This window comes from Bradyrhizobium ontarionense, assembly GCF_021088345.1.
GTDB lineage: Bacteria > Pseudomonadota > Alphaproteobacteria > Rhizobiales > Xanthobacteraceae > Bradyrhizobium > Bradyrhizobium ontarionense.
The window spans coordinates 2202020-2220526 of sequence record NZ_CP088156.1 but is presented as its reverse complement, the minus strand read 5'-3'; the positions used below and the strand labels follow the sequence as shown (position 1 = coordinate 2220526).

At 66.1% G+C, this 18507-nt stretch carries 14 protein-coding genes; 6 read left to right on the top strand and 8 right to left on the bottom strand.

What is annotated here, in order from left to right; translation table 11 throughout:
• Positions 1-88: 88 nt before the first annotated feature.
• Complete coding sequence (locus LQG66_RS10130) at positions 89-2110, top strand: acyltransferase family protein (protein WP_256460609.1); 2022 nt, start codon at positions 89-91, stop codon at positions 2108-2110.
• Here LQG66_RS10130 and LQG66_RS10125 read toward each other — a convergent pair.
• Positions 2048-3298, bottom strand: a complete 1251-nt coding sequence (locus tag LQG66_RS10125) for a NupC/NupG family nucleoside CNT transporter (protein ID WP_231326051.1) — start codon at positions 3296-3298, stop codon at positions 2048-2050. The two genes, LQG66_RS10130 and LQG66_RS10125, sit on opposite strands and share 63 nt — an antisense overlap.
• A 117-nt stretch (positions 3299-3415) precedes the next feature.
• Here LQG66_RS10125 and LQG66_RS10120 point away from each other — a divergent pair, with 117 nt between their 5' ends.
• Positions 3416-4642: an MFS transporter gene (locus tag LQG66_RS10120; protein WP_231326048.1), complete on the top strand. Its 1227-nt coding sequence runs from the start codon at positions 3416-3418 to the stop codon at positions 4640-4642.
• A gap of 151 nt (positions 4643-4793) precedes the next feature.
• Here the strand turns inward: LQG66_RS10120 and LQG66_RS10115 are convergent, their stop codons facing one another.
• The 5 genes from LQG66_RS10115 to LQG66_RS10095 form a co-directional block, all read right to left on the bottom strand.
• Positions 4794-5549 (bottom strand): SDR family oxidoreductase, encoded by a 756-nt coding sequence (locus LQG66_RS10115; protein WP_231326046.1) that lies wholly within the window; start codon positions 5547-5549, stop codon positions 4794-4796.
• Positions 5550-5593: 44 nt separating this feature from the next.
• A complete protein-coding gene (locus LQG66_RS10110) occupies positions 5594-6352 on the bottom strand; it encodes a proteasome-type protease (RefSeq protein ID WP_231326043.1) in 759 nt (252 codons plus the stop codon).
• Between the two features lie 265 nt (positions 6353-6617).
• Positions 6618-7466 (bottom strand): transglutaminase family protein, encoded by an 849-nt coding sequence (locus LQG66_RS10105; RefSeq protein ID WP_231326042.1) that lies wholly within the window; start codon positions 7464-7466, stop codon positions 6618-6620.
• A 148-nt stretch (positions 7467-7614) separates the two neighbouring features.
• Positions 7615-8559, bottom strand: coding sequence for an alpha-E domain-containing protein (locus tag LQG66_RS10100; protein WP_231326037.1), 945 nt, complete (start codon positions 8557-8559; stop codon positions 7615-7617).
• A gap of 377 nt (positions 8560-8936) precedes the next feature.
• A complete protein-coding gene (locus LQG66_RS10095; RefSeq protein WP_231326035.1) occupies positions 8937-10355 on the bottom strand; it encodes a circularly permuted type 2 ATP-grasp protein in 1419 nt (472 codons plus the stop codon).
• A 228-nt stretch (positions 10356-10583) separates the two neighbouring features.
• Between LQG66_RS10095 and LQG66_RS10090 the strand changes: the two genes are divergently transcribed.
• The 3 genes from LQG66_RS10090 to LQG66_RS10080 all read left to right on the top strand — a co-directional run bounded on the left by LQG66_RS10090 (position 10584) and on the right by LQG66_RS10080 (position 12648).
• Entirely contained in the window at positions 10584-11321 is a 738-nt protein-coding gene (locus tag LQG66_RS10090; RefSeq protein WP_231326033.1) for a competence/damage-inducible protein A, read from the top strand.
• Positions 11322-11358: 37 nt separating this feature from the next.
• On the top strand, positions 11359-11880 hold the full coding sequence (gene gpt / locus LQG66_RS10085) for a xanthine phosphoribosyltransferase (protein ID WP_231326031.1): 522 nt from the start codon (positions 11359-11361) through the stop codon (positions 11878-11880).
• A gap of 147 nt (positions 11881-12027) precedes the next feature.
• The gene (locus LQG66_RS10080) at positions 12028-12648 is read left to right on the top strand and encodes a hypothetical protein (protein WP_231326029.1); all 621 of its coding nucleotides are present in this window, start codon (positions 12028-12030) and stop codon (positions 12646-12648) included.
• A gap of 168 nt (positions 12649-12816) precedes the next feature.
• On the opposite strand, the gene LQG66_RS10075 is transcribed toward LQG66_RS10080, so the two are convergent.
• Both LQG66_RS10075 and LQG66_RS10070 read right to left on the bottom strand, forming a co-directional pair.
• Positions 12817-16047, bottom strand: a complete 3231-nt coding sequence (locus LQG66_RS10075; RefSeq protein WP_231326027.1) for an autotransporter outer membrane beta-barrel domain-containing protein — start codon at positions 16045-16047, stop codon at positions 12817-12819.
• A 575-nt stretch (positions 16048-16622) separates the two neighbouring features.
• The gene (locus LQG66_RS10070; protein WP_231326019.1) at positions 16623-17645 is read right to left on the bottom strand and encodes a methionine synthase; all 1023 of its coding nucleotides are present in this window, start codon (positions 17643-17645) and stop codon (positions 16623-16625) included.
• A 139-nt stretch (positions 17646-17784) separates the two neighbouring features.
• Between LQG66_RS10070 and LQG66_RS10065 the strand changes: the two genes are divergently transcribed.
• Positions 17785-18489, top strand: a complete 705-nt coding sequence (locus LQG66_RS10065) for a glutathione binding-like protein (protein WP_231326017.1) — start codon at positions 17785-17787, stop codon at positions 18487-18489.
• The last annotated feature ends 18 nt before the right edge of the window (positions 18490-18507 follow it).

Genomic DNA, 18507 nt, shown 5'->3' with positions numbered 1-18507 from the left:
GCTTGTGTAAGGCGTATTCGTCCCGTTGCCGCCCCTTGCTGCCCAGCTCCGCTCAGCGACCATGCCCGCGCCTCGTGCGCGTGCGTTTGTGCAGCCACGCATCGTCAGTGGAAGCGCAGGTCCAGATTCAAATCCAGCTCATCGCGACGACATCGACTGGCTGCGCGCGATCGCGGTGCTGGCGGTCACAGGCTTCCATTTCGAGGCGCCCGCGATCTTCGGCGGTTTCGTCGGCGTCGATATTTTCTTCGTCATCTCCGGCTATCTGATCACCGGCATCATCGCTTCGGAGATCGCCGCGGGCCGCTTCTCCTTCGCCCGCTTCTACGAGCGACGGGTGCGGCGGCTGCTGCCGGCGCTCTACGTGATGGTGGCGCTGACGGCGATCCCGGCCTCGCACGATCTGCTCAGCTCGGAGCGCGCCGAATTTCTGCGCGCGGCGGCTGCCGTCGTCACCTTCACCTCGAACCTCTTCTTCTGGCAGCAAGCCGGCTATTTCGACCATGCGGCGGTGGAGAAGCCGCTGCTGCACACCTGGTCGCTCGCGGTCGAGGAGCAGTTCTATCTGGTGCTGCCCGTCGCGGTCTGGGCCGTGCTGCGGATAGCGCGCGGGCGCCGCCTGGTACTGCCGCTGACGCTGGGGGGGCTCGCCCTCGCAGCCTTTGCGTCTGCCGTGATCCTGATGCGCGAGGGCGCGTCGGCGACCGCCTTCTTCATGAGCCCGGCGCGGGCGTGGGAATTCCTGCTCGGCAGTCTCGTGGCCGTATCAGCCCTTCCGGCGCCGCGCGCAGGCCTCGTGCAGCAGGCCGCGCGCGGGCTGTCGCTGCTGCTGATGGCGGTGCCGATCTTCGCGCTGCGACCCGGCCCCGGCTTCCCGGGCGTCAACGCGCTCGCGCCTTGTCTCGGCGCGGCGCTGTTCCTGTGGAGCGGGACCGGCATCGCCGACGTCCCGCGCCACCGGCTGTCGCCGCTCAACGTCGCCGCGTTCGTCGGCCGCATCTCCTATTCGCTCTATCTCTGGCACTGGCCGATCTTCGCCTTCGCCCGTTTCGCCAAGCCCGGGCTCGCGCTCGATGGCTCCGAGCGCATCGCGCTGTTCGCGCTGACGGTCGTGGTGTCGTATCTGTCGTGGCGCTTCGTCGAGCGGCCGTTCCGGACCAAGGCGATCGCGCCGACACCGCGGGCCGTGTTCGGCCTCGCGGCCGCTGCCAGCGTGCTGCTGCTGCTGGGCGCCGGCGCTGGCCTGATGCTCAACGGCAGCACGTCGGAGGCCGATCGCGCCGCGCAGCGGCTCGATGCCTACAACAGCTACGACATGAAGCCGGTCTATCGCTACGGCTCGTGCTTCACGACTCCGGACGGGCGCGTTCCCGACGACTGTCTGCGTCTCGTTGCCGGCAAGACCAATATCCTGCTGTGGGGCGACAGTTTCGCTGCGCACTACTACCACGGCCTCACAGCGAGCCTTGACGCCGAGAGCGTGAACATCATGCAGGCGAGCCAGCCCACCTGCATGCCGACCTTCAGCGCGGAAACGCAGGGCGTCGCATCCTGCCGCGCGTTCGCAAGCCAGATGCGCGACTATTTCGCGCAAGCGCGGCCGGATCTCGTGGTGATGTCGGCGGATTGGCTCGAGAATGCGCGCCCGCCGCGTTTCGACGGCATGGTGCGCGACCTCAGGCAGACGCTGGCCCGCCTGCATGACGCCGGCATTCCCGTGGTCCTGCTCGGTCCCTCCGTCCAATTTCGCACGCGGCTGCCCTCGATGCTGGCGCGCGCCACGCTGCGCGGCGTCACGCCGGATCCCGAGACGTTCACGCGCTCGGACATCTTTGCGCTGGATCAGGCGATGCAGGCGGCGCTGCCGACCGGGGAAGGGGTCTCATATCTCTCGATCCTGTCCGCGGTCTGCGAGCAGCGCCGTTGTCCGCTGACGGTCGGCGGCGCGCCGCTGTCGTTCGATCACGCGCATCTGACGGCGGAAGGCTCCGACTACGTCATGGCGAAGGTCGCGCCGCTGCTGCGCCCAAGCGTGACCGAATTCAGCTCACGTCAGCACGCCGACGATCGCGCCCATCAGGCAGGTGGTGAGGGTGCCCGAGACGATTGATTTCAGCCCGAGCGCGTTGATCTCGTCGCGCCGTGTCGGCGCCATAGTGCCGAGGCCGCCGATCATGATGCCGAGGCTGGCGAAGTTGGCGAAGCCGCACATCGCATAGAGCATGATCAACCGCGCGCGTGGATCGAGCACGGTCGTGTCGAGCTTCGCCAGCTCGACATAGGCGATCAGCTCGTTCAGCACCGTCTTGGTGCCCATCAGGCTACCGGCGGTGACGGCCTGCGACCACGGCAGGCCCATCAGCCAGCACACCGGCGCCATCACCAGGCCGAGCAGCCGCTGCAGCGAGATGGCGGCGCCGTCGATCGCGGGCAGCAGCGACAGGATTGCGTTGGCGAGATGCACTAGCGCGACCAGCACCAGCAGCAGCGCGATGATGTTCATCAGCAGTTCGAGCCCGGCGCTGGTGCCTTTCACGATCGCGTCCATCGTCGAGGAGGCCTGCATGTCGGGATCGCCGAGCGCGCCGCCGGTGAGATCTTTCGATGTTTCCGGCACCATGATCAGGCTGATCAGGATCGCGGCCGGTGCACCGAGCACCGAGGCGATGACGAAATGCGCGGCGGCATCCGGGATCAGCGGCGCCAGCAAGGTCGCGTACAGCACCAGCACCGTGCCGGCGATGCCGGCCATGCCGCCGGTCATCACCAGGAACAACTCGCTGCGCGTCATCTGCGCCAGGTACGGGCGGATGAACAGCGGCGCCTCGACCATGCCGAGGAAGACGTTGGCGGCGGTCGACAGCCCGACGGCGCCGCCGACGCCGAGCGTGCGCTCCAAGAGCCAGGCCATGCCGCGCACCAAGGGCGGCAGCACGCGCCAATAGAACAGCAGCGTCGTCAGCACGCTCATCACCAGCACGATCGGAAGCGCCTGAAAGGCGAGGACGAAATCGGCACCGGGCGCCTTGAGGTCGAACGGCAAGGCACCGCCGCCGACATAGCCGAACACGAAGGCGGTGCCGGCACGCGAGGCGGCCGAGATCGCACCGACGGCGTCGTTGATCGTGCCGAACGCGCGGGCGATAGTGGGGACCTTGAGCAGGATCACCGCGGTCACGATCGTCACCGCGAGCCCGAGCGCCGCCTGTCTCAGCGAGACCGCGCGCCGGTTCTCGCCGAGCGCCCAGGCGATCGCAAGCAGCGCGACGATCCCGAACGCCGATTGCAGCTGAAGCATCAGATCCCCCGAACCCGGTTCATTATGAGCGCAGGGAACAGCTCCGCGCAATGCCGTGCCGCCATGCTCAGGGCTGCGTTGACAAGCGGATGGGCGTGCGTCACGCAAGGCGCCATCATGTCGTCCACGGTCCCGATCGGCGCGCGCGATTTGCTGAAGCAAGCCGCGTTCCTGCTTTTTCTGTCCTCGCGCAGCCTGTCGCGCTTTGCGAGCCAGATCGCCGCGGTGGCGATCGGCTGGCAGATCTACGATCTCACCGGGCGCGCCTTCGACCTCGGCATGGTCGGGCTGATCCAGTTCCTGCCGACGGCCCTGCTGGTGTTCGTGGCCGGCAGCGCCGCCGACCGATTCCAGCGCAAGCGCGTCGTGCAGCTCTGCCAGCTCACTGAGGCGCTCACCGCGCTTTATCTATGCTGGGGCGCCACTGCCGGCCAGCTCGGCGAATTCCAGCTGTTCGCGGCTACCTTCGTGCTCGGCATCACCGGCGCGTTCGAAAGCCCGGCCACCGCGGCGCTGCTGCCGCTGATCGCGCCGACGGGGACCTTGCAGCGGGCCAGCGCGTTGTCGAGCGGCGCAGCCCAGCTCGCGACCATCACCGGTCCGGCGCTCGGCGGTTTCGCCTATGCGGTCGCGCCCGGTCTGCCCTACGGCATCATGATGCTGTTCTGGCTCGCGGGCATGGTGCTGACCGGCGCCATGCAGGTGCCGGAGGATGTGCCGGCCGAGCGGCTCGACGGCAGCAAGGCCGACCTGTTCGCCGGCGTGCGCTTCATCCGCGCCAATCCCGCGATCCTCGGCACCATCTCGCTCGACCTGTTCGCGGTGCTGCTCGGCGGCGTGACGGCGCTGCTGCCGATCTATGCACGCGACATTCTCGAGACCGGACCGTTCGGGCTCGGCGTGCTGCGCGCCGCGCCTGCGGTCGGTGCGCTGGCCATGACCGCGGTGCTGGCGCGCTACACCATCACCCGGCGCGTGGGCTTGCGCATGTTCCAGGCCGTCATCGTGTTCGGCGCGGCGACGGTCGTCTTTGCCGTCTCGCACGTGATGTGGGTCTCGGTCTTGGCGCTCGCCATTCTCGGCGCTGCCGACACGATCAGCGTGGTGATCCGCTTCTCACTCGTTCAGCTCGCGACGCCCAACGAGATGCGCGGCCGCGTCGGCGCCGTGAACTTCCTGTTCATCAACGCCTCCAACCAGCTCGGCCAGTTCGAGAGCGGCGTCACCGCGGCGCTGCTCGGCGCGATGCCGGCCGCCGTACTCGGCGGCGTCGGCACCATCGCCATCGCGCTGCTCTGGATGAAGCTGTTTCCCAGCCTGCGCAAGGTCGAGCGGCTGGAGTAGGGCCGTAGGGTGGGCAAAGCGGCCGCCGTCAGGCGGCAGCGTGCCCACCGTCGATCGGCCAACTCGTCAGTAAGACGGTGGGCACGGCGCCATTGCGATCTCGCATGAGGAGACGGCGCGGCAGCGCCTTTGCCCACCCTACGGGCTTGAACTACCCCCGTCCCACGAACGGCATCTTGGTGGCCATCACCGTGATGAAGAGGACGTTGGCGTCGAGCGGCAGCGAGGCCATGTAGGCCACGGCATCGCCGACCGCCTTCACGTCCATGCGCGGCTCCGGCATCATGCGGCCATCCGGCTGCAGCACGCCGCCGACCATGCGCTCGGTCATCGGCGTCTCGGCGTTGCCGATGTCGACCTGGCCGACCGCGATGTCATAGGCACGGCCGTCGAGATTCGAGGCCTTGGTGAGACCGGTGATGGCGTGCTTGGTCGAGGTGTAGGGCGACGAGAACGGCCGCGGCGCGTGCGCCGAGATCGAGCCGTTGTTGATGATGCGACCGCCGCGCGGCGACTGGTCCTTCATGATGCGGAAAGCATGCTGCGTGCACAGGAACGGCGCGGTGAGGTTGGTCGCCACCACGGACTGCCACTGCTGCAGGGTGAGGTCCTCGAACGGCACCGGCGGCGCACCCATGCCGGCGTTGTTGAACAGCAGATCCAGCCGGCCGTAGGTCGCCTTGACCGTGTCGAACAGCGCCGCGATCGAGGCGGGATCGGTCATGTCGGCGGTGACGGGCAGGCTCATGCCCGATACGCCGAGCTTCGCGGTCTCCTCCAGCATCTCCTTGCGGCGCCCGACCAGCACCACGGTGAAGCCGGCGTTCATCAGCGCCAGCGATGCGGCGCGGCCGACGCCCGTGCCTGCGCCCGTCACCAGCGCGATCTTCTTTGCCGCTTCAGCCATGTTTCCTCACCTTACGTTTTCAGTGTTTTCAGTGTTTTGCAGTTTCAGTGTTTGGATTCGCTTTGAGTCTTGTAGGGCGGCCTTGGGATGTTGTTGTGCGCCGCGCGCAGCGCTGCCGACCAGCGCGAGCGGAGATCGTGAAAATAGGGTTCGCCGGCCTCGATGCGGTGGTTGAGATCGGCCTCGCAGACCTCCGCGCGCACCACCAGCACGTCGATCGGCAGACCGACGCCGAGATTGGAGCGCATGGTCGAATCCATCGAGATCAGGCCCGTTTTGAGCGCCTCGTAGAGCTCGACGTCGTAATGCATGGCGCGGTCGAGCACCGGCTTGCCGTATTTGTGCTCGCCGATCTGCAAATACGGCGTGTCGGTCGTGCATTCGATGAAATTGCCGGCGGTGTAGACCATGAACAGCCGCATCCGCGAGCCCTTGATCTGGCCTCCGAACAGGAAGGAGACGTCGAAGGGGATGTCCTCGGCCTTCAGCGCCGGGCCTTCGGTCGCGTGCACCATGCGGATCGCCTTGCCGATGCGCTGCGCCGCCTGGAACATCGTGGGCGCATTCATGAGCGTCTCGACCTCGCCCGTATCAGGATCTTCCATGCCCTCGGTCAGCGTCGAGAGCACCGACTGGCTGACGGCGAGATTGCCGGCGCTGGCGACCGCCACGATGCGCTCGCCGGGATTAGAGAAGATGTGCAGCTTGCGGAAGGTCGAGACGTTGTCGAGACCCGCATTGGTCCTGGTATCGGCGATCATGACGAGCCCGTCACGCACCAGAATTCCGCAGCAATAGGTCATCGTCATCCCCTCGAGCCAGTGCGCAAATTACTAGCGAAATTCGGCGGCTCGTCCAACCCTGATCGGGTCGCGTATGTCACCGGGAGTGCCGTTGCCCGGATGAGCGGCCGCTACACAAAAGGTCGTCATTCCGGGGCGTGCACAGCACGAGCCCGGAATCCATTTTCCCGCGCGTTCTGCCGCCCGATGGATTCCGGGCTCGCGCTACCGCGCGCCCCGGAATGACACCGGTGGTGGGGCTAGCTAGGAGCGGCGGTTCCGGATTTCAGGACTGCCGCTGTGACTGCGATTGCGATTGGCCGCCGCGGCCGACCTGCTCGACCTTCACCTTCACGGTCAGTGTCTCGTGGCCGCCGCCATAGCGCGTGCCGCGGACCGGCGCCGCCCCGAGATAGTCGAGCCCGATCGCGACGCGGACATGCGCATCGGTGGTGCAGATGCAGTTGGCGGCGTCGAAGCCGACCCAGCCCAGCGTGGGCACATAGGCCTCGGCCCAGGCGTGGCCTGCCTGCTGATGCACTGCACCATCGGAGCGCAGGAAATGCCCGGACACGAAACGGGCAGGGATGCCGCCGGCGCGGGCGCAGGCGATGAAGATATGCGCATAGTCCTGGCAGACGCCGCGTTTCAGGGCGAACGCCTCCGCGGCCGAGGTGCCGCTGTTGGTCGGGTCCTCGTCGAAGGTCATGTGCTCGTAGACCTGCGTCATCAGCGTGTGCAGGAAGCCGAGCTGGTCGCTCTCCGATTCCGCGCGCAGGTCGCGCACGACAGCGGCCATGGCGGCATTGGCGGTCGTGAGTGGGGTCTGGCGCAGGAAGAAGACGGGCGGAAACCGCTCGTCCGTTCCCTTCAGCACGCCGCCGGTGTCGTGCGTCTCGACCAGCCCTTCGGCGGTGATGGTCAGATCCTGCAGTGCCCCATGCGTGATCACATGGGTCATGTTGCCGAAGGCGTCCTCGTGCATGTCGAGGCGCGAATCGGTCGAAACGTCGATCTGCCATTCCGCGACATATTGGCCGTCATGACTGCCTGGCGTCATGCGGATGATCTGGATGACGCCGGTTGCCGCCGGCTCATAGCGATAGGTGGTGGAATGAGAGATACGCAGGCGCATGGCGGTCGATCGATCTTGTAAGGTTGCTTACCGCGGTAGCTCGTTTCACCTTCCCTCGAAAGGGCAGGCCGGCCTTCGACTGGGCCGAGGGGCGCACCGAAGCGCCGGAAGTGGTCTCCCGGCCACAGTCTCGGCCGCGGCGGGGCCCTCAGATCAGGTACTGCTTGGTGATGATCTCTCCCAACCGCGAATTGTCGGAGATGAATTCCTGGATGAACTCGTGCACGCCGTGCTGGAAGATGTCGTCCATGTTGGAATGCTCGAGCCGGTTGCGGACGCCGCGGGCATGGCGCTGGGCCGGGCCTTGGCGGCCATAGGCCACGCCAATCTGGTCGAGATTGCGGACGAGATTACCGTAGCAGCTCGCCAGCGAGCGCGGCAGCGTGTCGTTGAGCATCAGGAGATCCGCGATCAGCCAGGGCTTGAGCGTCTCGCGATAGACCCAGTGATAGGCCGTCAGCGCCGATACCGAGCGCAGGATCGAGGTCCACTGGTAATAGTCGAGCGGACCGCCGACATGCTCCTCCTCGGGCAGCAGCACGTGATATTTCACGTCGAGAATGCGGGCGGTGTTGTCGGCGCGCTCCAGATGCAGGCCGAGCCGGGAGAACCAATAGGCGTCGTTACGGAGCATGGTCCGGTAGGCGGAACCGTCGAAGCGCAGCGAGGTCTCCTGGACGAAGCGCAGGAAGCGGGCAAGTTCCTCGCGCGTCTTGGTGCCCTTGCTCCACACCTCCTGCAGCTCGATCCAGGAGCCGTTGAGCGTGTCCCACATCTCGGACGTCAGCGCGGTGCGGACCGAGCGGGCGTTGAGACGGGCGCCTTCGATGCAGTTCCTGATCGAGGATGGGTTCGACTGGCTGAAGGAGAGATATTCGACGACGTTCTGCTCGTTGGCCTCCGCATAGACCTCGTAGAAGCTGACATTGACGCCAGCGGTCATCAGCGCCGATTCCCACTCGTTGGTCTTGCCGATATAGGCGGCGGGAAGGGCGGTGACGCGCAGGGTCGCGTCGATGGTGCGGGCGAGGTACTCGGCGCGCTCGACATAGCGGGCCAGCCAGTACAGGTTTTCGGCGGTGCGCGAGAGCATGGGGCGGTTTCTATCGGCTGCTTGGCATGTGACGCTTGCTGGGGCGGGGCGGAGGTTCTCTCCGCGCGAAAGTGGACGCGAAATCGCGGAGAGAGTGGACCCCCTCTCTGACCCTGCTCATTTGAGCACACGTCTTCGCTGCGTCCTCGGTCCACCCTCTCCCCTTGTGGCAGAGGGTGGATTCGCGAAGCGAAGCCGGGTGAGGGGTCTCTATCCGCGCTTGCGTATGCCGAGAGAACCCCTCACCCGGCGCCGAGCTGACGCTCGTCGCCACCCTCTCCCACAAAGGGAGAGGGTGCACCGTCGGTGTGGCAAGATGTGTGCTCACACTCCATCCTTCAGGAAGATGGGACGCACCGCCCCCGTTGAAGCAGCCTCTACTCATCCAGCACCCATGTGTCCTTGGTGCCGCCGCCCTGGCTGGAATTCACCACCAGCGAGCCTTCCTTCAGTGCCACGCGGGTGAGGCCGCCGGGCACGATGGTGACGCGGTCGCGCCCCGTCAGCACGAACGGCCGCAGATCCACATGGCGCGGCGCCAGCCCCGAGGTGACGCAGGTCGGACAGGTCGACAGCGCCAAGGTCGGCTGGGCAATGAAGCCCTCGGGCTCGCGCTTCAGCTTGTCGCGGAACGCCTCGATCGTCGCCTTGGTGGCCGCCGGACCGATCAGCATGCCGTAGCCGCCGGAGCCGTGCACCTCCTTGACCACGAGCTCGCCGAGATGGTCGAGCACGTAGGAGAGATCCTGCGGCTCGCGGCAGCGCCAGGTCTGCACGTTCTTCAGGATCGGCTCCTCGCCCAGATAGAACTTCACGATGTCGGGCATGTAGGAATAGATCGCCTTGTCGTCGGCAATGCCCGTGCCCACGGCGTTGGCCAGGGTCACATTGCCGGCGGCGTAGGCCGCCATCAGGCCGGGGACGCCGAGCGCCGAATCGGGGCGGAAGGTGAGAGGATCGAGGAAATCGTCATCGACGCGGCGGTAGATCACGTCGACCCGTTTCAGCCCTTCGGTGGTGCGCATGAACACCTCGTCGTTCTTGACGATGAGGTCACGACCCTCGACCAGCTCGATGCCGAGCTTGTCGGCCAGGAACGAGTGCTCGTAGTAGGCGGAATTGTAGATGCCGGGTGTCATCAGCGCCACCGTCGGCTCGGCCGAGGCGCTGAGCGGCGCCACCGAGCGCAGCGCCGACAACAGCTCGTCCGGATAGCGCTCGACCGGCGCGACGCGGTGGCGCGCGAACAGGTCCGGAAACAGCCGCATCATGATCTCGCGGTTTTCCAGCATGTAGGACACACCGGACGGCGTGCGCGCATTGTCCTCCAGCACGATGAAGTCGTTGGCGTCGACGCGGACGATGTCGATGCCGGCGATATGGACGTAGACGTCGTGCGGCACGTCCTGCCCGTTCATCTCAGGGCGGAAGACCGGGTTCTGGAAGATCAGGTCATCCGGGACGATGTTGGCGCGCAGGATCTCGCGGCCATGATAGATGTCGCGCAGGAACATGTTCAGCGCCTTGACGCGCTGCTTGAGCCCCTTTTCCAGCAGCGTCCATTCCTTGCCGGACAGGATGCGCGGGATCACGTCGAACGGGATCAGCCGCTCCTGCGCTTCCGCCTCGCCATAGACGGCGAAGGTGATGCCGATTCGCCGGAACAGCAATTCCGCCTCCTGGCGGCGATATTCCAGCGCGTCCGGCGGCGTTTCCTTCAGCCACCGCGACAGCTCCTGATAGGCCTGACGGACTTCGCCGTCCGGCTCGTTCATCTCGTCGAACGCAACTGCCATAGATGCCCGTATGTCCCAGCCTCGCCATACACTGCATGACTCTGCATGATGGTAGCAAGGGCCGGGCCAGCGCGATATGCATTCCTCAGCGGCATTTGGTGGGGGGTGCGGAAATCGTGCCCGAAAAACCGGCTGCATGATGCTCAAATCCGCGGCATAACCGCTGACGTACCGGATGACATTGGCGCCGGCCCGGGCCAAAAGAGACGGGAGATGCAAGGAGAAACCATGAGCGACATCGTCACCGCGGGATTGCTGGTCATCGGCGACGAGATCCTGTCCGGCCGGACCAAGGACAAGAACATCGGCTTCATCGCCGAATACCTGACCAATCTCGGCATCGACCTGAAGGAGGTGCGGGTGGTCTCGGACGACGAGCCCGACATCATCGCGGCGCTGGACGCGCTGCGGCACCGCTACACCTATGTGTTTACGACCGGCGGCATCGGCCCGACCCATGACGACATCACGGCTGATGCGATCGCCAAGGCCTTCGGCGTCGGCATCGACCATCATCCCGAGGTGGTGGCGCGCTTCCGCGAGCGCTGGAGCGAGCAGGAGCTCAATGAGGCCCGGCTGCGCATGGCGCGCATCCCGGACGGCGCCGAGCTGATCCAGAGCGCGACCATCCTCGCGCCCGGCTTCAAGCTCGGCAACGTCATCGTCATGGCAGGCGTGCCCTCGATCATGCAGGCGATGATGGATATCGTCGCGCCGAAGCTGAAATCCGGTGTCCGCATGCTCTCGGAAACCGTCCGCGCCAATGCGCGCGAGGGCGACATCGGCGGTCCGTTGCGCGAGATCGCCAAGGCGCATCCTGACACCATCATCGGCAGCTATCCCTTCATCGACGAGGACCAGAAGCCGAATACGCATCTCGTCGTGCGCTCGCGCGACCAGGACAAGTTGTCGGCTGCGATGGCCGCGGTGAAGGAGATGATCGCCGGGCTGAACGTGACGCGCTAAGACAGTTTTGGCTTTCGAGAGGCGATGGACAAGCGAGATGACGGACAAGACGTTGACTGCAGAGGAGCGGGCGGGGCGGGCCTTCCCGGTGTCCTGGGACCAGTTTCACCGCGACTGCCGGGCGCTGACCTGGCGGCTGAACGAGGTCGGCCCGTTCGCGGCCATCATCGCCATCACCCGCGGCGGCCTGGTGCCGGCCGCGATCGTAGCGCGCGAACTGGGCGTGCGCGTGATCGATACGGTGGGCATCGCCAGCTACGACCACACCCGCCAGGGCGAGCTGAACATCCTGAAGGCGATCTCCGAGGATACGCTGAAGCTCGGCGGCGGCACCGGCAAGGGGCTCCTGATCGTCGACGACCTCGTCGACACCGGCAAGACCGCGCAGTTGGTGCGCGAGATGCTGCCGGACGCCCATTTCGCCACCGTCTATGCCAAGCCGAAGGGCCGGCCGCTGGTGGATACCTTCATTACCGAGGTGTCGCAGGACACCTGGATCTTCTTCCCCTGGGACACCGCGCTGTCGTTCGCGCCGCCGCTGCGCGACGGAGCGGCGTGAGCAGGGCCCGTCATTGCGATCGAAGCGACGTGTCCGCCATAGCCCGGAGGGCGACGGCGGAAGCAATCCAGAATCGTCGCAACGAGACATCCTGGATTGCTTCGTCGCAAGTGCTCCTCGCAATGACGGCTGGAGCGGAGCGCCTTGATGCCTCTGCAGAACCGCGTCACCCCGACTGGCGAGATCATCGCCACGCCGCACCGTGGGTTGTTCACCGGCAACCGCGGCATCATCCATGATCCCGCGACCAAGACGCTGCGGAACAGGCGCTGGTCGAGCTCCGCCTGGCTGGTGTGCCTGTGCGACTTCCGCGGCCGCCGCCGCGAGGTGATGGCGACGCGGAGCTGGACCGAGCTGTTCTTCCTCGATGAAGCCACGGCTTTCGCCGCCGGCCACCGGCCGTGCTTCTATTGCCGGCGCGACGATGCCAACCGCTTTCGCGCGGCGTGGGAGCAGGGCAACGGCGGCAGCGGTGTTCGTGCTGCGGAGATCGACGTGGCGCTGCATCGCGAGCGGCTCGATCGCGGCCGGAAGCGGCTGCATCCATTGCCGGGACCGATCGCGGAGCTGCCTGACGGCACGATGGTGCAGGCCGGCGAGGCGAGCTTCCTGATCCTGCAGGGCAAGGCGCTGCCATGGTCCGTTGCCGGCTATGACGCGCCGCGCGACGACATCACCGCGCCGCTGCTGCTGACCCCGCCCTCCACCCTGCGCGCGCTGCGTGCCGGCTATCAGCCGGTCCTCCATCCAACTGCGCAACGGCCGTAGCCGGGGCGAGCGCAGCGACCTGGGGCCGCTCTCTCCACGCATCATGCCGACGCGAGGGTGTCCCCGCATGTCGCTTCCGCCGACGCCCGGTGTGCGTCGACGTTCGCTCATGCGGGCTACGGCTGCGCCGGCGTATCCCGGCGGGATCGCGCTGATGGCGCGAGCGCATCACCACGCGTAACGTACGATGCCCTTGCCGGCGTAGCTGCGTGTGACTTCGGAGAATTCACCCTCGAAGCTCGCGGCTGCCGACCAGCCGTTCCGCCACTTCATTTCGGCGGAGACCGTCGTCAGCGCCGAGTTCTGGGCCTGCCGCGCGCCGTTGACCACGAAGGATGCGCCCGGCAGGGTCTGGAACGTGGCCCCGACCGCACGGCTGGGATTGAAGTCATAGGCCCACGCGAAGCGGCTGCGCAGTGTGAGAATGGCGTCGCTCAGCGCGTAGGATTTGTCGCTGCGCAGGCCCAGCTCCGACCTCGTATCGGTGACGCTCTGCGATCCATATCGAAGCGCGAAGGTATTGGCGCCGGAGACTGCGTTTTCGGCATAGGCCGGCAGGTTGAAGGTGGTGAACTGCGCCGCGGCGTAGGGGGTGATCCCGAACCCCATCCACGGCGAGACGAAGCGATAGCCGCCTTCGATCCGGCCCGAGTAGGTGTTGGCATCGAAATTGGCCCGAAGCTGGTCGACGCCGGCCACGGTCACCGTGCGGTTGGTGGTGACGTTCTGCCAGCCATATGCCAATGCCGCCGAAATGTAGGCTGCACCGACATTGTGCCTGACGAAGGCGCCGGCCTGGAACAGGTCGGACCGGCCGCTGCCGCCATTGGCAACATTGAACGTGGTGCCGCCGCCGGCCAGCGAGAAGCCGGCGATGGTGGAGGGCGAGAAGCGATAGTCGGCGCCGACGGCGGTGCCGTAGACGTTGCTGGTGGTATTGTTAGAACCGAGCGCGGTGTTGCCGTCGGTGGTCTGGGAGCCGCCGAAGCCGGCTGCCCACACGCTCCAGCCTGGTACGAAGACCGGCGCTGGCGGTGCCTTGTTGTAGATCGCGGCCAGGGCGTCGCTCGGATTGCGCTTGCGCGCGTAAGCGAGCGTCTCCTCCGCGTAGCCGATCGCGCCGGAGGGCCCGGCACCTAGTTCGCCACGACCGGCGATGAACGGGTCGGTCATGACGCCCATGAACTGCGTCATTGCGTTGAACGTCGTCTGTTGTGAGCCCGTTCCGGTCTCGCCGGAAACCTGGGTCAGCCCTGCCGGCGTCAAGCTGCCGAACACGATCGGGATGCTGCCGTTGGTGTTGAAGTAATTGGTCAGCGCGTTGACGACGCCGCGCTGGTTGGTGTTGAAGCCGGTCGGAAGCGGCGCCAGGTTCATCGCCAGGTTGAGGAAGGCGTCATTGCCATCATAACTCAAGCTGGTCGAGAAGCCGGCCGGCAGATTGGTGTTGGTGAGCCCGCTGAACGTGCCGCTGACGCCACCGGTCGCGGTGAGGATGGTATATTTCTTGGAGACGTAGCTGCCGTTGGCGAAGTTCGCAGTGACCGCGGCGCCGCCGAGCGTCGCAGTGCCGGTGACATTGGTGGACGACGACGTGGTCGGATTGACCTGCACGATGTATTGCGCGCCCGATTGGAACGCGAGATTGCCGACGATCGCCATCGATGAGGCCGGCGTGCCGTCGCCGGGGGTCAACGTTCCGGAGATCGTGCTGTTGGCGCCGGTCACGGTACCAGCGCCGCTGAGCGCACCGAACGTCTGGTTGAAGCCGTTGAGATCCAGGGTCGCGCCGGAGAGCACGCTGAAGACGGTGCTGGCTCCGAATGCGCCGGCGGATCCCGCGCGCAGCGTTCCGCCGTCGACGTTGGTCGCGCCGGTGTAGGTGTTCGTGCCCGAGAGCAGCAGGATGCCGCCGCCGGCCTTGACCAGGGTGCCCGCCGAGGCGCCGTTCGCGACCACGCCCTGCAACGTCGTTGTGGTGGCGCTGGCAACGTCGATCGTCGACAGGCCGGCGAGTTGGAAGGCGCGCCCATTGGCGAGCGTCGTCGTGCCGGTTACCGCCAGCGTGCCGCCGTTCGAAATGATCACGTCGTTGGCGACGTTGCCGAGGTTGGCAGTGCCGGCGATCGAGACCGTGCCGGCGGTGATGTTGACGTTGCCGGTGAAGGTGTTGGTGGCGGACAGCGTCAGCGTGCCGGTGCCGGTCTTGTTGAGTGCGGTGTTGACGCCGCCGGTGGTGAGGCCGGTGCCGGCGATGGTGTTGGCATAGGTCACGTTGCCGCTGGACACGCCGATGTTGGCCATCACGCCGCTCAGAAAGATGCCGGCTCCCTGCGCCGTTCCCGTCCCGCCGGCCGTTCCGTTGAACGCGCTCGGACCCGCGCCGACGCCGGAGCTGCCGCCGGCGCCACCGGTGACGGCGGCGCCTGAAATCGGCGTATCGAGGATGGTCAGCGTGCCGCCGGTGGCGACATAGATGGCGCCGCCATTTGCGGAGCCGCCACTGCCGCCGAAGCCGCCATCCGAGCCGGGTCCCTGGCTACCATTGTTGTTGGTGACGCCATCGCCGCCGGCGCCACCATTGCCGCCATTGGCATTGCCGGAGCCGCCGCTGTTGTTGGCCGTGTAGGATGTGCTGCTGGTGGTGCCGGAGCCACCGCCGCCGCCGCCGCCATCGCCGATCGCGGCTCCCGCGGTGCCTGTGGTGCCTTGTCCGCCCGCGTGTCCGCCGGTGCCGCCCGTGCCGCCGCCGCCGCTGGCGCCGCCATTGTTCGCGGCGCCGCCGGCGCCGCCATTGCCGCCATTGACCGGATCGGCTGCCGTGTTCTGCGCGCTACCGCCGGTGCCGCCCGTGCCGCCGGTCGCGGTGTTGCCGGTGAAGGTTACCAATGCGAGCGTGACGTTGGCGCCGCTGCCGACGAGCAAGCCGCCTCCGGCGCCGAGACCGCCACCGCCGCCACCGCCGGAGCCATAGGACAGGCCACCGCTGTAATAGCCGTTCTGGCCGTTCTGGCCGTTGCCGCCGAGCGCTGCGGTGTTGGTGACCGACAGGCTGGAGATGTTGACGGTCGGGGCGTTGGCGCCGTTGACGACGATGCCCTGGAAGGACGAGGCGCCGTTGATCGCCTGATTATTGCCGGTGATGTTCACCGTGACGTTGCTGTTGCTGGCCTGGAGCTGCGCGAGCGAGCTCGACAACGTGAAGCCGCTGGTGATGTTGATGCTGACGGTCGCGTTGGCGCCGGCCGCCGCGACCGCGGCCACCGCGGTATTCCAATCGGTCTGGTTGGCGACATCGATCGCCATGGCCTGGGTGGCTATGAGGCTTCCTGCGCAGACGATCGGCCAGGCCAGTCGACGTCGCGACGATGGCGTGGCCAGAAAAAGCGCAGCCGACATCGTTCTCGCAAAGCAAGCCATCCCCATCCCCTGTGATGAAAGCAATCGTCAGCCCGAACTGATTCGATGCACTTAAAACGTGTGCATCTATTGGTTGTGCTATGGATGCAGGCGAGAGGGCGATCCTGTCAATTGCAGGAAAGACACAGTGTCGCGGGAACAAGAGTGGTAGGTAATCAACTACAGATATTGATGAAATTTATCTCAGGATATTTCTGGCGAGAGATCTTGGAGATTAGCTCATGTGTACGATAAGTTGCATTTGACGGCGTGAAAGAGCTTGGTCCGGTTCGTATTCGAGGCTGTCTCGCCAATTGCGGGAATCGCGAGCGAACAGGTGGGCTGCTCGTTTTGTGGAAGGGGTCATCTTTGAGAGATCAATGCGACGGCCATCCACGGTCGCGGCAGCACCCATGCCGCCGTCAATCGCGCCGCACCCTCGAGGAGGCATGACTTGAGAAGCGGCTTGCATCGTCGATGGTGTGCGGCGCGAATCCGCGGCCGGAGCCGAGCCTGTCAACGAAGCGGCCTTCGAATCGAACCAAGACCGCTTCTGCGCGCGCTGGGCGCTGCGGTCAGCCGAACCGCTGCCTTGCCAGCTTCGCGCCGGTGCCGAGCGCCATCAGCTTGGCCTCGGCCACTTCGCGCCGCATCGGCGCCATGCCGCAATTGGTGGTCGCGATGATGTTCTCTTTCGGCACCACCTTCATGACGTCCTCGATGGTCTTGCAGACGTCCTCGGCGGTCTCGATCTCGTCGCTGGCGACGTCGATGACGCCGGCCTGCACGATCTTGTTCTTGAGCAGCCCGAGCAGCTCGATCGGCACCTTCGAATTGCGGCATTCGACCGCGACCTGCTGGATCGCGCTGGCGTCGATGACGGGGAAGGTCTCCTCATACTGGCGCCACTCGCCGCCGAGCGTCTCCTTCCAGTCGGTGTTGGCCTTGATGCCGTAGCCATAGCAGATGTGGACTGCGGTCGGGCAGGTCAGTCCCTCGGCGGCGCGCTCCAGCGCCTTGATGCCCCAGTCGCGCACCTCGTCCATGTAGACGTTGAAGGCCGGCTCATCGAACTGGATCATGTCGATGCCGGCGTCGTGCAGCGCCTTGGCCTCCTGGTTCAACAGCTCGGCGAAGGCGAACGCCATCTTGACGCGGTCGCCGTAGTAGTTGTCGGCGATGGTGTCGATGATCGTCATCGGACCGGGCAGGGTGAATTTCAGCGCGCGTGTCGTGTGCGTGCGCGCGATCCGCGCCTCGTCGCCATGGACGCGGCCCTTGAGCGACAAGGGTGCCACCACCTGCGGCACCATCGCCTTGTAGCGGTCCTTGCGGATGCCCATCTCGACCTTGTGGGCGAAGTCGATGCCTTCGACCCGCTCGAGGAAGCCGTGCACGAAGTGCTGGCGCGACTGCTCGCCCTCGGTGAGGATGTCGATGCCGGAATCCTCCTGCAGCTTCAGCGCCAGGATGGTCGCGTCGCGCTTGGCGCGCGAAAGCTCCTCGCCCTTCGACTTCCACGGGGCCCACAGCACGTTCGGCTCGGCCAGCCATTCCGGCTTCGGCAGCGAGCCTGCGATGGTCGATGGAAACAGCATGGTCGAACTCTCCGTCGGCGTATGGGGCGGTCAGGCTTGAGCGCCTGTCTGCCATGGCTTACCCTTCAGGTACAGAAGAACGAAGCCGCCCGTGCGTTCCGCAGCGCGGCATAATGGTCCGGGCAGGAATCGGGGAAGAATGATCGATCTCCACTACGCGCCGACACCGAACGGCTGGAAGATCTCGATCATGCTCGAGGAACTCGGGCTGCCCTATACCGTCATTCCCGTCGACATCCGCGCCGGCGACCAGTTCAAGCCGGAGTTCCTGGCGATCAGTCCCAACAACCGGATTCCGGCCATCGTCGACCATGCGCCGGCCGACGGTGGAGAACCGTTCCCGGTGTTCGAGACCGGCGCCATCCTGGTCTATCTCGCCGACAAGACCGGCCGCTTTCTCCCCTCGGAGATTCGGGCGCGCTCGCGCGTGATCCAATGGGTGATGTGGCAGATGGCGGGGCTCGGACCGATGATGGGGCAGCACGGCCATTTCGCGCTCTATGCGGCCGAGAGGCTTCCTTACGCGATCCAGCGTTATCGTGACGAGGTCATCAGGCTGTTCCACGTGCTCGACGTGCAGCTCGGCAAGACCGGCGCCTACGTGGCCGGCGACGACTACACGATCGCCGACATCGCCTGCTTTCCCTGGATGATGACGCACAAGGCGCAGGGCTTCACGCTCGACGACTATCCCCACATCAAGCGCTGGTACGCGCTCCTGCGCGCGCGGCCAAAGCTGCAGGCGGGGCTGGCGATCGGCAAGTTCGTCAAGGAGCCGTTCAACGACCAGTCGCGTCACGTCATGTTCGGTGCGCGCGCGAAGGAGGTCATGGGGAGACAGTGAGCGTGCTCTCTCCACGTC

Bases quoted from the DNA above. Each gene is read 5' to 3' on its own strand.
- LQG66_RS10125 (WP_231326051.1), bottom strand. From the start codon at position 3,298: ATGCTTCAGCTGCAATCGGCGTTCGGGATCGTCGCGCTGCTTGCGATC.
- LQG66_RS10120 (WP_231326048.1), top strand. From the start codon at position 3,416: ATGTCGTCCACGGTCCCGATCGGCGCGCGCGATTTGCTGAAGCAAGCC.
- LQG66_RS10115 (WP_231326046.1), bottom strand. From the start codon at position 5,549: ATGGCTGAAGCGGCAAAGAAGATCGCGCTGGTGACGGGCGCAGGCACG.
- LQG66_RS10110 (WP_231326043.1), bottom strand. From the start codon at position 6,352: ATGACCTATTGCTGCGGAATTCTGGTGCGTGACGGGCTCGTCATGATC.
- LQG66_RS10105 (WP_231326042.1), bottom strand. From the start codon at position 7,466: ATGCGCCTGCGTATCTCTCATTCCACCACCTATCGCTATGAGCCGGCG.
- LQG66_RS10100 (WP_231326037.1), bottom strand. From the start codon at position 8,559: ATGCTCTCGCGCACCGCCGAAAACCTGTACTGGCTGGCCCGCTATGTC.
- LQG66_RS10095 (WP_231326035.1), bottom strand. From the start codon at position 10,355: ATGGCAGTTGCGTTCGACGAGATGAACGAGCCGGACGGCGAAGTCCGT.
- LQG66_RS10090 (WP_231326033.1), top strand. From the start codon at position 10,584: ATGAGCGACATCGTCACCGCGGGATTGCTGGTCATCGGCGACGAGATC.
- gpt (WP_231326031.1), top strand. From the start codon at position 11,359: ATGACGGACAAGACGTTGACTGCAGAGGAGCGGGCGGGGCGGGCCTTC.
- LQG66_RS10080 (WP_231326029.1), top strand. From the start codon at position 12,028: ATGCCTCTGCAGAACCGCGTCACCCCGACTGGCGAGATCATCGCCACG.
- LQG66_RS10075 (WP_231326027.1), bottom strand. From the start codon at position 16,047: ATGTCGGCTGCGCTTTTTCTGGCCACGCCATCGTCGCGACGTCGACTG.
- LQG66_RS10070 (WP_231326019.1), bottom strand. From the start codon at position 17,645: ATGCTGTTTCCATCGACCATCGCAGGCTCGCTGCCGAAGCCGGAATGG.
- LQG66_RS10065 (WP_231326017.1), top strand. From the start codon at position 17,785: ATGATCGATCTCCACTACGCGCCGACACCGAACGGCTGGAAGATCTCG.